We start from the raw sequence: 13,095 nt of genomic DNA, 5'->3' as shown, positions 1-13,095 counted from the left end.
GTCGGGGGCCTGGACCTATACCTCGGTGCTCAAACAGCTTCGCCGCAGAGGGCGCGGCTGCAGAACTGCGCCCGAGGTATAGGTCCAGGCCCCTCGCGTGCGTCGTGATGTTTGGCTGGGGGAAGGGCTAAGGGCGACGGGTAAGGACGTGCTCATGAACTACGCGGAGATCAAGTATGTTGACATTGCTAATGGGCCGGGGACGCGGACGAGCTTGTTCGTGTCGGGGTGCCGCATCCATTGCAAGAACTGCTTCAACGCGCAGACGTGGGACTTCCTGTTTGGCAAGCCGTTCACGGCCGAGGTCGAGGACGAGATCCTCGCGAGCCTTGAGCCTCGCTACGTGCACGGCCTGACTGTGCTGGGCGGCGAGCCGATGGAGCCGGAGAATCAGCGGGCCCTCGTGGGCTTCCTACACCGGGTGCGCGAGCGCTTCCCGCGCAAGACCATCTGGTGCTTCACGGGGTACACGCTGGATGTCGTGGCGTTCGGGGCCAAGCATTGCGAGGCGACCGACGAGCTGCTCGGCCTCATCGACGTGCTTGTAGACGGCCCATTCGTCGAGGAGAAGCACGAGCTCGGCCTGCGTTTCCGGGGCTCGTCCAACCAGCGTCTTATCGACATGCGGGCGACGCGGGCGGCCTGGGATGCGGCGCGCGCCGGACTGGGCGCCGACGCCTCGGAGCAGGACGTGCGGGCTGCCTTGCGGGTTGTCGAGCCCGTGTGGTGGGTAGACGATCCGGTGTACGCGACCCATACAATGTAGCGGTGCCGGTCTTTTGATGGGCGTCAGCCGTCTTGGGGTACCATCGCGAGGACGCATCGGTGCCGGGGAGGCGAGGCCTCCCGAGAGGAGACGGACATGGGCGAGGGTACGGTACGGGTCGGCGATGTGAGCTGGCTGGCGGGCGATCGCCAGCTGCGCCTGCCTATGGCGCGACGCATAGCGTGCAAGGGCCCCTATCCGCTCTATGCGGAGAACTGCCAGCCGTACGGCATCGATGATTACGCGCTCGAGGCCGGCGGGACTGTCATGGTGAGCGCCGTGGGTCAGGTGCTCACGAGCGCTGGGACGCTCATCGCGCACCTCGAGCCGGGGCGCTGTTCCGCGAGCGAGCACGTGCACGCCGTCGTGCCGCATGACCCCGGTGACGCCCGCTATCTCTGGCGCGTCCTGACGACGACGCCTGCCGCCTCCTTCTACGTGGCCGGGTCTTCCCAGCTGCGCCAGCTTGCGCCCTCGGCCCTCATGTCGCTGCGCATCCCGTGGCCCGACGCCGATCGGCGCGCCGCGTTCGTGGCGGCGCTTGACGGGTGCGACGACGAGCGTGCGCGCCTGAACGACCTCATCCCGCAGCTTTACGCCCGCGCCGACGCGGCATATGCTGCCGAAGTTGCTGCGAGCTCCGAAGAGCGCGTGCGCGTGGCTGACGTGTGTCGCCTCGCGCGGGGCACCGACGTTCCCGCGGCCGATCGCGCGCCCGACAAGCCCGTGCGCGTCGAAGGTCCCAACGGCAGGCTCGGGCGCTGCGACGAGGCGCTCGTGAGCGAGCCTGCCGTCATGGTGGGGCCGTCCGGCCGGCACCTGCTGGCGCACTATGTGGACGAGCCGGCCCACCCCATCGCAGAGATGGCGTTCGTCACCCGCGGGGCCTGCGACGTCGACCTGCCCATGCTGCTGCTCGCGCTGCGCAATGCCGGCGTTCTCGACCGCTTGCACGTCAACGGCGAGCTCGTAGGCACGGCGGGCCTGACGATGGAAAACCTCGGCGACGTGGCGCTTGCTCTTGGCACGCCCGCCGCCCGAGAGGCGTTTGCTGCCAAGGTAGCGGATGCCGTACGCGACGTGTGTGCCGCCCAGCGGGCCCTGGACGAGTTGGCTCGCTCACGCTCCGAGCTCGTCGCCTCGTTCTTCTCCGAGACGGACTACGAGCCGGCCGAGCTGCCCACCCCGCGGGGCATCACCGTCTTCCCGGCCGCCCTCGGGGCGGCGCAGGCGGCTCCCGTGACGCCGGAGCCAGGAAGTGATCCCGCCCTGGGCGCGCTCGGCGACATCGTGCGCGAGCACTCCTTTGGCTTGGCTCCCGATGACGTCGCGTGGGAGCTCGGCCCGCTCGCTGTCGTGCACGCCTGCGCCGACACTGGCGAGTGGGAGCCCGTCGCGGCTGCCGCCCGTGCCACGGCCCAGGCGGACCTCTCTGCCGCCGAGGGCGATCCAGGTCCTGCGCCCGAGGCCCCCGCAGGTGTCGTTGCGGCGCTTGACGCTGCCATGGCATCGCTGTCCGAGCGGGACGACCTGCTGTCGTTCTTGCCGAACCTGTCGTACGCGAGCTCGCTGCTGACGCCTGCCCAGCTCGCGCAGTGGGTGATGCTGCTCGACGCTATCGAGCCGTCTGTCGTTACGTCCGACGCCGTGCGCGCCGTGTTCTCGCTGCCTCCGATGGCGCGTGCCCTGCCGCCCGCAGTGGCGACCGTGTTTGCGGGGGCGCTGCGCGGGGCTGTCACTGGCATGGAGGCGCGGGGCGATGCGGGCCGGCTTGAGACGGCATACGTCCCCTACGAGGCCGACGGCACCGTTATTGACGTGCTGGCTCGCGAGCTTCCCGACGTGACGCTGCGTGCGCAGTTCGAGGACTTCCCCTGCATGCTGGCGAGCGCCATGGTGCGCGCTGTCGAGCTGCGTGACGCCCGGGAGACGCGCGGAGGGCTGGGGGCGGCTGCCGGCAGCGCCTTGGCTGCCGACGAGTTCGCCGACTGGAAAGCGCCGATCGTCTGCGCGGCGCTGCCTCCCAATGCCGGGGAGTGGCATGCCGGGGCTCCGGCGGCTGATGACCCACGCTGGGTGCTGGGGATGCCGCCGCGCAACAAGGCAAACTACGCCTGGTTGCAGCACGCTCTGGCGCACCAGTCCCACGGCGGCGCGACGCTGCTGCTCGTGGGCAATGCGGCGCTGCACTCGACGTCGGGTTCGGAGCCGCTGCTGCGCCGTACGCTCGTCGAGCAGCGTCGCGTACGTCTCGTCTGTGCGTTGCCGGCGGGCGTGTTCGGCGACGATCGCCCTGCGATGAGCCTTGTCGCGCTCGGCGACGAGGGCTGCGCTGACGACATCCTGTTTGTGGACGCGCTCGGCGAGGGCCGGCCCATCGAGGGGGCGGGGCTGCGCGCCTGTCCGCGTCGCGTGGTTCCAGACGACCTTGCTTGCGCCATCGCGGGCGTTTGCGAGGCGTGGCTTGGCGCAACGGGGCTGCTGGCGTCTGATGCAGCCCCTGTGCCGCTGCGCGTCGTCAGCGTTAATGACGTGCTCGCTCAGGGCGCCACGCTTGCTCCGTGGGCCTACGCCCCGGCGAGGTAGACAGACGGCATGCTAGATCGACGCCAGGCTGATCTTCACAACGTGGCGAACGGGCATGTTCGAGAGAATTAGCTCGAACTCTTTGTCCTCGATTGGGTTGAGGTACGCTTCCTGGATCTCCTGGCTGCCATGCATCGTGGTCCCGCCCTGGTGGACGTAGCCGGGGTGTATCTCGTACTCTGTGCCCTTCCGTATGTTCACGGACAGGCCGGGGTTTCCGCCCTTGCGCATCTTCTCCTCGGTTTTTACCAGCAGGCGGTAGTCGGACAGGAAGAACTCGTTCTTGCGCCGGGGGACGAGGTACATGGAGGCGATCTGGAGGTACCCGTCGCTGCCGTCGTTCCTCATTTCGAAGGACGGGACCAGGATGGAAGGGACGTCGAGCCCCTTGATCGCCGGTGACCCATCGTTGGCGTATCGGCCGACGTACTCGTTGTACGAGACGACCTCAGCCGAGCTTATGCGCACCGAGTAGCCGTCCGTCCTCTCCGCTGACCCGCTCATCACGTATGCCCCGCCGAGTGGAACCCACTCGCCCATGCCGTGCGCGACAACGTTGGGCTTCGGCGTCGCACTCGCGTTGACCCACCACGTCCGGGCGCTGACGCCTGTGAGGACGACTGCGGCTGCAAAGGCGGTGAGGAGGACGCGCCGGGACACGGCGGGGGTCGGCCCCGGGTAACTGGCCGTGCTGTGGGCCCCGGCGCTCATGAGGCATCGCCGCCTGTCGCCGGCCTCAGCACCTCGTGGCTGTCCACGTGCCCCTCGGCAAGGTACCAGATCTCGTCGGACAGCTCATGGAGTACGTCGGCGTCGTGGCAGGCGAGCACCACCGTGGCCCCGCGATCGGCGGCGGCCTTGATCTGGGAGACGGCGCACCTGACGCCCTGCGTGTCGAGCGCGTTCGTAGGCTCGTCGACGACGAGGACGTCGGGGCGCTCCATGATTGCCCCGGCGAGTCCGAGGCGCTGCTTCATCCCGAGTGAGTACTTGCGATACTTGCGGCGGTCGTCCGGGTCGAGGCCCATCGCCTCTATGGATGCGCGTATGTCCTCCCGGCTCGCGGTCCCCCGGATGGACGCGAGCAGCTCGAGGTTGCGGTAGCCCGTGTAGCCGTCCAGGAACGCAGGGCCCTCGAGCAGCAGGCCGACGCAGATTCCGTCGTCCTTCCAGCCGCGCCCGCCTTCTCCGCGTGCCCACGCATCGCGGCCGTCGACGGTAACCTCGCCGCTTGTCGGTCGGATGAGCCCGACGATCGCCCTCATGAGCATAGTCTTGCCCGAGCCGTTGGGACCGGACAGCCCGGTGACGCGGCCGGGCGCCATCTCCATTGACACGTCGTCGAGGACGACGGTCGACCCGATGCACTTGCACAGGTTCCTTACCCTGATCACGAGCGGTCACGCTCCCTTCCTAGGATGTCCATGCGCGAGAACGCCAGCCCACCGATGACAACGAGGGCGATGAGTAGAAGGGCCGAGAGGGCGATGCCGGCCGCGGGGTCAAAGCCGCCACGCATGAGCGCGCCAGTCCGCGCGAGCATGAGGTAGTTGCCGGGGAGCCACCAGTACCGGAAGAAGGCGGACAGGAGTAGGACAGAGACGCTGACCGCCAGGCCGATGACGGGGTTGACGAGCAGCGAGACGACGAGCTGCGCGATGGCTATCGCCACCAGGGAGACGGCCAGCGCGGCTACGGCGGGCGTGATCCCGACGGCGGCCTGCGAGGCGACGTCGGCGCCCACCTCCCCGAACGCGGCCCCGCCGTCCTGGGCCGCGGTGTCCCCTGCCCTCAGGGATGCCGCAATGTCCGGGCGGACGGCGATGGACCAGTCCCCTCCCGAGACGAGCGTCGCGACGGCGCATATGGCGATCGGTATCGCCAGGCACACGAGCGTACATGCGACGACCCAGCCGCACTTAGCCAGCCACCAGGCCCACCTGCTCCCGCAGGCGACGATCACGTGCGAGCCCATGCCGCCGAGGTCGCGGAACGGGTAGTCTGCCATGACGTACAGCATGGAGAGGAAGATGGCGAACCACGCCATCGGGAACTGGAAGGGCCGGCCGGACGCCGGGGAGTAGGGCATCATCCCCCGAAACATGCAGAGGATGCCCTCGCCGAACGTGAGTTTCCCCCTAAGCTCGGGGACGTTGACGAGCAGGGCGGTGTAGGAGAGAAAGAACACGAACAGGCTGACGAGGGCGACTATGGCGAGACGGCCGGCTACGGCGGAGAACAGGCCGTACCTGATGTCGCTTACAAGGATTCTGACGGTTGCCCTCATAGGACATCACGATTCCTCGTAGCAATCGGGATCAATAGGGACACGGCGAGCATGACCAGGGCTCCGGCGAGCACGGCGGCCCCGTCGTAGTAGAACGCGTCCCCTCTCGCTTTTAGCTGGTCGAGTATGGTCAGGCTGCTCAGGCGGACACCCGCGAGGACGTAGATGCGCTCTGACACGTACTTGATCACCACGAGGGCGACGTACGGCAGGGCGATGATCGCCACGCGGTTGCGCACGAAGATCGACAGGGCAAGTACGGTCGTCGCCCAGAGCCCCGCGAGCGCCGCGTCGATGAGGAGCCGCAGGACGACGTAGAGGGCCGGCCAGCGGTAGAGGACCTCGGAGAGGAAGACCTTCTCCCACAGCCCCGTGTAGACGACGTCGATTATGTCGGGCACGTATGCCGGGACGAGGCAGAGCACGACGGCGAGGTTTACCAAGAGTGGCAAGGCGACGACGAGAGCTCCGGAGAGGAAGGTCGCGACGGCCTTGGCCCAGTACACCCTGGTCCTGGCGGAGCGCACCATGACGGATTGGGCGTACCCGCTGTCGAGGTCCGACCTCCACGACCACGCGTACGCCAGGCTGATGAGCAGCGGCGCTATGAAGAAGAACAGGTTCGGCAGGGACTGCGAGACGCACATGGGCATCCAGAGGGTGAAGACGCCCTGGGCGAACTGGTTGGCGTAGCTCGTCGCCAGGTACTGCGCCTCGCGCTCACTCACGTCCCAGTAGCCCCACACCGACGCGATCGCGGCGGCGAGCGCGATGGCGGTACCGACCGACAGAGAGAGGGCGAACGTCCGCCCGTGGAGCATCCTGGAGAGTTCTATTCTAACGAGAGGCCGCAACGCCACCACCGCTTTCGGATGTTCCCCGACTCGAGCCTGTCTCCTGATCGCCCGGGAGTCCAAGGTCGAACACGAAGCGTCCCATGCCCCATGACGCTGGGGAGATGAAGAGGTCGTCGGGTTCGAATGGACCGTCGAGCCAGAACCCCAGCGTGTAGGTCGCGGTCTTGCCTGGCTCGAGGACGAAGTTTGAGGCTGACTGCGATGTGGGGTCTGTCCCCTCGGGGGCGCCATCGAACGAGTAGATGAACCCGGCGAAGGCAACCTCCCCGCTTTCTGTTACGAACTTCGGCTGGAACAGCGTGGAGAAAAACTCGTAGGCTCCCTTGCCGGACTCTGGCGCCGCTAGTCTCGAGATAGCGTCGACGTTATGGAACGTCATCCTCACGACGAGAATACGGTGCTCGGAGCGGTCGCGTTGGTCGACCACGGTGCCGAGGTTCTCGGCTGTGGCGGCCTCCTCGGGGGAGCCGTAGAGCGTCGCGCTATCCACCGCGACTTCCATCGTGCCGTCCCACATCACGTCCTGGGTCGCCGAAGACGGGTCATTGGAGAGGGCCGCCGCGGTCCCGACGGGGATGTGCCCCGATTCGTCCCACGAGGCAGATGAAGCTGAGGGGAGACCGTCAGAGGACGGTGTCGCGACGATCGGGCCCCGATTTTCGCTAGCGGAGGCTGCTTCCTGCACAGAGGGCTGGGAGGAGCACGCGCATAGCGAGAAAGACGCCGCTATTGCAAAGGTTGCCCCCACTAAGGCGGTGCTGCAGACGGCCGCCTGCTTCCGCCACGCTTTATGGTTGGTCATGCCAACACCCCCGCGAGCTTGTTGTAGCGGCCTGCCTGGTCACGTGCCCGCCTGCAGGCCGCCACATCCCGTCGATGGATTAATTCGTCAGAAGAAAGTCGACTCGATAACGGCTAGTTCAAGCTCGGGTAGGTGCCCCAGCTGTCGGGGCTCCAGTAGCCCTCGAGGTCGCCCGTCTCGTCATCGCACCAGCCGGTAAGCCGTGCATAGCCATAGTTGTTCTCGTAAACAACGTTGTGAATCCACCAGTCGCCAGGATCAACCAGGTAGGCAGATCCGCCAACAGTGCAGTTGATCCATGGGCCGCTTTGGTAGGTGCCACCGTCGATGTAGAGCTCGAGGTCGTACATCGTCATGTTGGTTACGGTAATCCAAGAGGCTGTATCGTCCTCCTTTGGAACACCGTACGTTCCCTGAGTTGCCCCGGGATAGGCGAAGTAGAAGTCATACCACTGGTTCTCTGTGGTGAGGGGCTGGATCCGGTCTTCGCTGGCTATGGCAGGCGTTGCGGCTGTTGCTGCTGCAAGTCCTGCCGCTGCCAAGAGAGAAGCAATGGATAGGACAATGTGCTTGCGGAGTTCCATTTGAGTCCCTTTCTCGCAGGGTCTGTGCCGTCCGTGTGGTGCGGCACAACACAACCCTAGCCAAGGGGCCCCTGGGCGTCTGTAGGCAGCCGATTATTCTTTCTTCTTGCTGGGTGTCACATTGTCGAGTACCTGCGAGTTTGCTTTGAGGCGAAGGATTCTTCGGCAAGCTGGTGAGCCGGCCACGAAAAAGACGATGACACTCGCCATGGCTATTGCAACAGCCAGATAGGCGAACGTTTCCGTCGCGGCGGCAGACCCAAGGAACTGGAATTTTCCTGGATGAAGAACGGCGAATCCGTAGGCGTTTGTGATCAGGGGGCCGCCAACGAGGGCGCAGCCTGCGGCAAATAGAGGAGAGTACCAGGGGCCCATCGGTTCCACCTCGATGGGACTTTGCGCGATATGGGCCCCCACGATCTCTGTGGTTTTCCCAAAGAGAAAGATGTGGGCCCACACGATTATTAGCCCCGCGCCGCTTCCGAGGAAAAAGGCAGTGACGAGTGAGGCCATACACGTGGAAAGCGCAGCGGTTTTGAACATCCGCAGCGACGCAGCGGAGCAAAGAAGGGCGATGCCGAGAATGCTTGCGCTTCCCCATTCAAGAACGGGCATCATCGAAGTGAAGTCCTGTGATCTCCAGATCTCGCCCCACGTCCACGCAGCGATTGCGACGCACAGGAGCGACGGTATTCTGGGCGTATGGTCTTCGGCGCGGGCCAGGAAGACGGTCGGACCAACACGGTGGAGAAGGACGGCCGAGCACGGGATGGCGGTAAGCGCCGATAATACGACGGCCAGGGCCCACGGTTGGCTCCCACCGACGCCGGTGATGACAACCGCGAAGCAAACCGAGGCCATGGGAAGCGCTGACAAAAGGGGACGAGTTCCCAGCGCGGCTCGGGCTAGCTCCCGTAGGCGAGAGAGAGCGATGGCGGACCAGAAGGAAATGGCGACGAGAGACGCAACGTTCAATGCTTTCTGGGGAGCGTGCCCCGGGCTTAGTGGCAGGAGCCCGGTTCTCATGACGATCTGAGAGAGGATGGCGGCGACCAATACCAAGACGGCAGCTGCGGCAGCGAGATGGATCATCACATTCGCTGCGCTGTGCTTTCTGACGAGACGTCGACTGCCGTAGGGTGCTGTAGGCGTAGATCGGGCCGCTGCAGTAAGAATAAGGCCGATTCCCATTCCCATGCAGGACGTCCATGAGTCAGTCCACGGTCTGACGCCACCGCCGAAAGGTAGAAATACGAGGACGGCAAGACAGAGGACCCCAGAAAGCGCGACCGAGGTGATGACGGCCTGGGCTCTGCTCTGGGTCTCCTGTGGGGCGTGATCGCTCCGCTCTTCGGAAAAGCGGGGCGTAACCGAGCTCGTTGGAAGTAATTCCACCGCCTCCTCGATGGAGGCGACTCCCATTTTGACGGAGACCCGACGCCTATACTCTCTGACGGTGGAGCTCTTGACGCCTATGATGCTCGCCGTCTTCGCGGAGGGGTAGTGCAGCAGGGAGGCACAGAGAACGAGCGATTCTTTGCGAGTGAGCCCGAGACCTTTGATGTGCGACCAGCCAGACTTTGTGAGAGCGCTTTCGAGCAGAGCTGTCTCTCGTTCCCGGCTTGCTGCTGTCTCGTCTTCGAGATGGCTGCTGACGCGCCTGTTCATATGGGAGATAGCAAAAAGCAAAATGAGTAGCGCAACGATGTACACGCCCAGGCATAGATAGCTGACGGCTTCCGTCACGCCGTAGATGCTGGGGGCGATTCTTGAAACTGCCCTGAATAGAAGTCCTCCGATACAAAAGGACATGAAAGTGTCGCAGGCGTTGGCCCGCGAACGGTGATCTTCGCATGCGCGGACTAGCAGGAGGGCGAGGATAAGCATGATGGCACTTGGGAGAATCGCCAAAGGTGAGACAGATTGCCAGTCATGCAGAGACGGATCGCCTCCCGAGGGTGACCCGACATAGATAAGGGGCTGGGGAAATGGCGAGTGCGGCAGAAGACGGGCCCATGCCACCGGCTGTAGGGCGCCAACAACGAGTGCGACGATGGGGAGGAGAAGGGAAGGGATGGGGCTGCGCCGCGTTTCGAAGTCAGGCAGATCGTCTGTTTCGACGACCCAGGGAAAGAGGAACCCGCAAAGCAAAGAGCAGACAAAACAGATAATGGGCGCGCCCTTGAGAAGGGAGCCCGTCTCAACGAACAGCGCGCTCGAGTAGGCCGCGATCCTCGCGGGAATCCCTTGATGGGACGCATCTCGTATGGCTGGGGCAAGCGAGACAACGTGAATCCAGACGAGGGCGCAGAAGGCAACGGAAGCGACGACGCCAACGATAAATGCAAGGGTTACCAGGGCGCCATGCCTTCCGACTTGACGACGAACGTCTGGATGCCGGGAGACCCACAGCCCAATGAGGACGCCGAGAAAGACCCATGCAGACAGGCTCGAAAGCGATGATGCACCGGCTATGGCGTCAGGTGAGGAACTTTTCGGCATATAGGGGGCGCCCGCAAGAAGGGCAAACCAGGCGCACCAGATCGTTGGGAGGGCCGTGCCAAAGCGATGATACATAGGCCCCTCCACATCCCGGTGGCATCTGTCGCTCATATATCAGAAGCATAGCTATATAGTACGCTTTGTATCTGTCGTTGGGGTCGAATGTCTATTGCATGAGTTGGCGTCTTTCGTTGTCATTGCCGCTTGTGGCATAGATGGCGCTCCGGTCTTCCGCGCCTGGGTCTCCCGTGGTGCGCGGTCCTGCCTTTTGGCGCTTGTGTGAATCCGGTTGGTAAATCTTCTGTTGCCGCCGTGTTCCTCATCCGCGCCTGTTGGATATAGAATAGGGCACAGTAGGGCCAGCAGGCCATGAGTACGGTGGCGCACGCTCTCTCGTGTGCCGGAGGGGCACCCCCGCGGTGCCAGGGAAAGGGGTTTTACCATGCAGGACTATGGGAAGAAGATGGGCTGGACCCGCAGCGGTCTGTTCGTCAGCGCCCTGCTGCTCGTCGTGATGGGCATCCTGTGCTTCGTCGCCCACGGCATCATGCCTGAGCCGCTGCACAACACGACGCTGCCGACGGGCTACGAGCCTGGCGCGCTCATCGGTGCCGCCGTCATGGCCATCGTGGGCGTTGTGTTCATGGCTGCCTTCAAGATGGGTGGCGGCTCGAAGAACCTGTCGGGCTTCATGATCCTGCCCGGTCTGTACTCCTTCATCTGCGTCATCGCGGTGCTCGTTGACCCGCTGTGCGGCACGCTGTCCTACGAGTGGGTCATCGCCGTGCTCATCGGCCTGTTTGGCGCCATCCTATTCATCGAGGGCGTCTTCGCCTCTCGTGTCATTGGCTACAGCCTGTGGGCTCTTCAGGTCGTCATCGGCCTCGTCATGATCGTCCTGGCTCTGGCTGTTGTGTACGACTCCGCCATGGCTGCTCAGGTCACCGGCGTTGCCTTCATCGTGCTCGCCGCCGAGGTTGCCCTGCGCGCCGTCAAGGCTGGCAGCATCCAGATCCCCGCGTAAGCACAAGTGCGAGAATCCTGGCGTGCCAACGGGCGCGCCTGCGCCATTGGTTGCATTTCAGGCCACTCGATCCTTTTGATCGGGTGGCCTTTTGTATAGAAGCCGTTGGGCGCGGTTGGCCGTACAGGGCCCGCACCTAGCGGATTTTCCCCATCGAGAGAGGAGCCCCAGCACGCATGTATCCCACGATCACGCTGTTCGGCCGCACGCTCGGCACATACGGCATCTGCGCTGCCCTAGGGGTGCTTGCCCTGCTGGGATGCGTTGCCTTGCTTGCCCGCAGGCGCGGCATGTCTCCTGATGACGAGGTCATCTGCGCCCTCGTCTCCCTCATCGGCGTGGCCCTGGGAGCCAGTGCGCTGTATGGACTCACGAACGCCGGCGCCATCGGGGACGTCCTCACGAACGCCTCTTCGTACTCGGGCCTGGGGGCGCTGCTGGCCGACCTAGCGCGCTGCTTCGACGGCTTTGTCTTCTACGGCGGTCTCATCGGCGGGCTTGCTGTCGGCTCGATCTACGCGCACGCGAGGGGTTGGGACGTCCTGGCCCATCTCGACATCTTCGCCGTGGCTATCCCCCTGTTCCACGTGTTCGGACGCATCGGCTGCTTCTTCGGGGGCTGCTGCTATGGCGTGGAGGTGCCGTGGGGGATAACGTATACGATGGATCCCATCGCTCAGGCAAACGGCGTTCCGCGCGTGCCCATTCAACTCATTGAGGCCGCGTGCAACCTCGTCATCTTTGCCACGTTGCTCGCGTTGTTCCTGCGAGGTCACATGGGACGCCGCCTCATCGGCGTTTACGGGCTGCTGTACGGCTGCGTGCGCTTCGTTGACGAGTTCTGGCGCGGCGATGCTTACCGAGGCTTCCTCGGGCCGTTTTCCACGTCGCAGTGGATCAGTCTCCTGGTCATCGTGGCGAGCGTGATCCTGCTCGTTGCCATGCATCGGAAGCAAAACGCCAAGGCATTCGCCACACGAGATTGATGAGTGTGGTAGGCTGTCGACGTCAAACCACGAGAAGGGAAGATCATGGATCAGAGTAACAAGGGTTTCTCGATAGCGGCGCTCGTTCTTGGTCTTCTTGCCATCGTCTTCATGTTCGTGCCCGGTATCCCGGGGTGGCTGTGCCTCCTGCTTTCCATCATCGGCCTCGTGCTGGCGTCGAAGGGCATGAAGCTCAATCCTGCCGGCGAGTCCGGCCACGGCATGGCGGTCGCGGGCCTCGTTCTGTGCATCATCACGCTCGTGATGAGCCTCTTTGCTGTCATTTGCGTCATGGGTGCCTGCGCGACGCTCGGTGTCATCGGCGCTGCCGCCGCCGCATAGACGCTGCGTTTCGTCTTGCATGCTAAGCGTACAGAGCTGATCGTCGAAAGGGGCGTCATCCGTGCAGTCCAAGGCTAGCAGCAAGGGCATCGCATCCATGGTGCTCGGCATCCTGTCCATCGTGCTGTGCTACGTTCCCGTACTGGGACTCATTCTGTCGCTTGTTGGTCTACCGCTCGGGGTGTCGGCCATGCGTGCGCTGGCGCCTGGCACGCCGGGTGGCGGCCGTGGCATGGCTATCGCCGGTGTCGTCACGTCCATCGTTGGACTCGTCTTTGGCCTGCTGATCATTGCGGGCGTCCTGCTGGTTGGCTGCGCGGGGCTCGCGGGCTTCACCCAGTACTATCCCTACTACTAGC

Annotated in this window: 13 protein-coding genes; 6 read left to right on the top strand and 7 right to left on the bottom strand. The window is 64.4% G+C overall.

Annotation, left to right across the window (positions count from 1 at the left end):
- Positions 1-154 precede the first annotated feature (154 nt).
- Both nrdG and KHZ24_05195 read left to right on the top strand, forming a co-directional pair.
- A complete protein-coding gene (gene nrdG, locus KHZ24_05200; protein ID MBS5450593.1) occupies positions 155-766 on the top strand; it encodes an anaerobic ribonucleoside-triphosphate reductase activating protein in 612 nt (203 codons plus the stop codon).
- A gap of 96 nt (positions 767-862) precedes the next feature.
- Positions 863-3,352 carry an N-6 DNA methylase gene (locus KHZ24_05195; protein ID MBS5450592.1) on the top strand — a complete coding sequence of 830 codons (2,490 nt, stop codon included), beginning with the start codon at positions 863-865 and terminating at the stop codon, positions 3,350-3,352.
- Between the two features lie 12 nt (positions 3,353-3,364).
- Here the strand turns inward: KHZ24_05195 and KHZ24_05190 are convergent, their stop codons facing one another.
- The 7 genes from KHZ24_05190 to KHZ24_05160 form a co-directional block, all read right to left on the bottom strand.
- Entirely contained in the window at positions 3,365-4,063 is a 699-nt protein-coding gene (locus KHZ24_05190) for a hypothetical protein (GenBank protein MBS5450591.1), read from the bottom strand.
- Positions 4,060-4,683, bottom strand: coding sequence for an ABC transporter ATP-binding protein (locus tag KHZ24_05185; protein ID MBS5450590.1), 624 nt, complete (start codon positions 4,681-4,683; stop codon positions 4,060-4,062). The genes KHZ24_05190 and KHZ24_05185 overlap by 4 nt, the downstream gene beginning before the upstream one ends.
- Before the next feature lie 59 nt (positions 4,684-4,742).
- Complete coding sequence (locus KHZ24_05180) at positions 4,743-5,639, bottom strand: hypothetical protein (protein ID MBS5450589.1); 897 nt, start codon at positions 5,637-5,639, stop codon at positions 4,743-4,745.
- On the bottom strand, positions 5,636-6,460 hold the full coding sequence (locus tag KHZ24_05175) for a hypothetical protein (protein ID MBS5450588.1): 825 nt from the start codon (positions 6,458-6,460) through the stop codon (positions 5,636-5,638). Before KHZ24_05175 ends, KHZ24_05180 begins: the two co-directional genes overlap by 4 nt.
- A gap of 16 nt (positions 6,461-6,476) precedes the next feature.
- The gene (locus tag KHZ24_05170) at positions 6,477-6,986 is read right to left on the bottom strand and encodes a hypothetical protein (protein ID MBS5450587.1); all 510 of its coding nucleotides are present in this window, start codon (positions 6,984-6,986) and stop codon (positions 6,477-6,479) included.
- Between the two features lie 425 nt (positions 6,987-7,411).
- A complete protein-coding gene (locus KHZ24_05165; protein ID MBS5450586.1) occupies positions 7,412-7,654 on the bottom strand; it encodes a hypothetical protein in 243 nt (80 codons plus the stop codon).
- Between the two features lie 321 nt (positions 7,655-7,975).
- On the bottom strand, positions 7,976-10,495 hold the full coding sequence (locus tag KHZ24_05160; protein ID MBS5450585.1) for a hypothetical protein: 2,520 nt from the start codon (positions 10,493-10,495) through the stop codon (positions 7,976-7,978).
- A gap of 331 nt (positions 10,496-10,826) precedes the next feature.
- Between KHZ24_05160 and KHZ24_05155 the strand changes: the two genes are divergently transcribed.
- From KHZ24_05155 to KHZ24_05140, 4 genes are all read left to right on the top strand, one after another.
- A complete protein-coding gene (locus KHZ24_05155; GenBank protein MBS5450584.1) occupies positions 10,827-11,408 on the top strand; it encodes a hypothetical protein in 582 nt (193 codons plus the stop codon).
- Between the two features lie 176 nt (positions 11,409-11,584).
- On the top strand, positions 11,585-12,394 hold the full coding sequence (locus KHZ24_05150; protein ID MBS5450583.1) for a prolipoprotein diacylglyceryl transferase: 810 nt from the start codon (positions 11,585-11,587) through the stop codon (positions 12,392-12,394).
- A gap of 45 nt (positions 12,395-12,439) precedes the next feature.
- Positions 12,440-12,736, top strand: a complete 297-nt coding sequence (locus tag KHZ24_05145; protein ID MBS5450582.1) for a DUF4190 domain-containing protein — start codon at positions 12,440-12,442, stop codon at positions 12,734-12,736.
- Between the two features lie 97 nt (positions 12,737-12,833).
- Positions 12,834-13,094 (top strand): hypothetical protein, encoded by a 261-nt coding sequence (locus tag KHZ24_05140; protein ID MBS5450581.1) that lies wholly within the window; start codon positions 12,834-12,836, stop codon positions 13,092-13,094.
- Position 13,095 lies beyond the last annotated feature (1 nt).

The organism is Coriobacteriia bacterium, assembly GCA_018368455.1.
In the GTDB taxonomy this organism is placed as follows: Bacteria; Actinomycetota; Coriobacteriia; order Coriobacteriales; family UMGS124; genus JAGZEG01.
This window is presented reverse-complemented; position numbering and strand designations above follow the sequence as displayed.

Excerpts from the sequence above, each read along its gene's own strand:
- nrdG (MBS5450593.1), top strand. The coding sequence starts at position 155 with ATGAACTACGCGGAGATCAAGTATGTTGACATTGCTAATGGGCCGGGG.
- KHZ24_05195 (MBS5450592.1), top strand. The coding sequence starts at position 863 with ATGGGCGAGGGTACGGTACGGGTCGGCGATGTGAGCTGGCTGGCGGGC.
- KHZ24_05190 (MBS5450591.1), bottom strand. The coding sequence starts at position 4,063 with ATGAGCGCCGGGGCCCACAGCACGGCCAGTTACCCGGGGCCGACCCCC.
- KHZ24_05185 (MBS5450590.1), bottom strand. The coding sequence starts at position 4,683 with ATGGAGATGGCGCCCGGCCGCGTCACCGGGCTGTCCGGTCCCAACGGC.
- KHZ24_05180 (MBS5450589.1), bottom strand. The coding sequence starts at position 5,639 with ATGAGGGCAACCGTCAGAATCCTTGTAAGCGACATCAGGTACGGCCTG.
- KHZ24_05175 (MBS5450588.1), bottom strand. The coding sequence starts at position 6,460 with ATGCTCCACGGGCGGACGTTCGCCCTCTCTCTGTCGGTCGGTACCGCC.
- KHZ24_05165 (MBS5450586.1), bottom strand. The coding sequence starts at position 7,654 with ATGACGATGTACGACCTCGAGCTCTACATCGACGGTGGCACCTACCAA.
- KHZ24_05160 (MBS5450585.1), bottom strand. The coding sequence starts at position 10,495 with ATGAGCGACAGATGCCACCGGGATGTGGAGGGGCCTATGTATCATCGC.
- KHZ24_05155 (MBS5450584.1), top strand. The coding sequence starts at position 10,827 with ATGCAGGACTATGGGAAGAAGATGGGCTGGACCCGCAGCGGTCTGTTC.
- KHZ24_05150 (MBS5450583.1), top strand. The coding sequence starts at position 11,585 with ATGTATCCCACGATCACGCTGTTCGGCCGCACGCTCGGCACATACGGC.
- KHZ24_05145 (MBS5450582.1), top strand. The coding sequence starts at position 12,440 with ATGGATCAGAGTAACAAGGGTTTCTCGATAGCGGCGCTCGTTCTTGGT.
- KHZ24_05140 (MBS5450581.1), top strand. The coding sequence starts at position 12,834 with ATGGTGCTCGGCATCCTGTCCATCGTGCTGTGCTACGTTCCCGTACTG.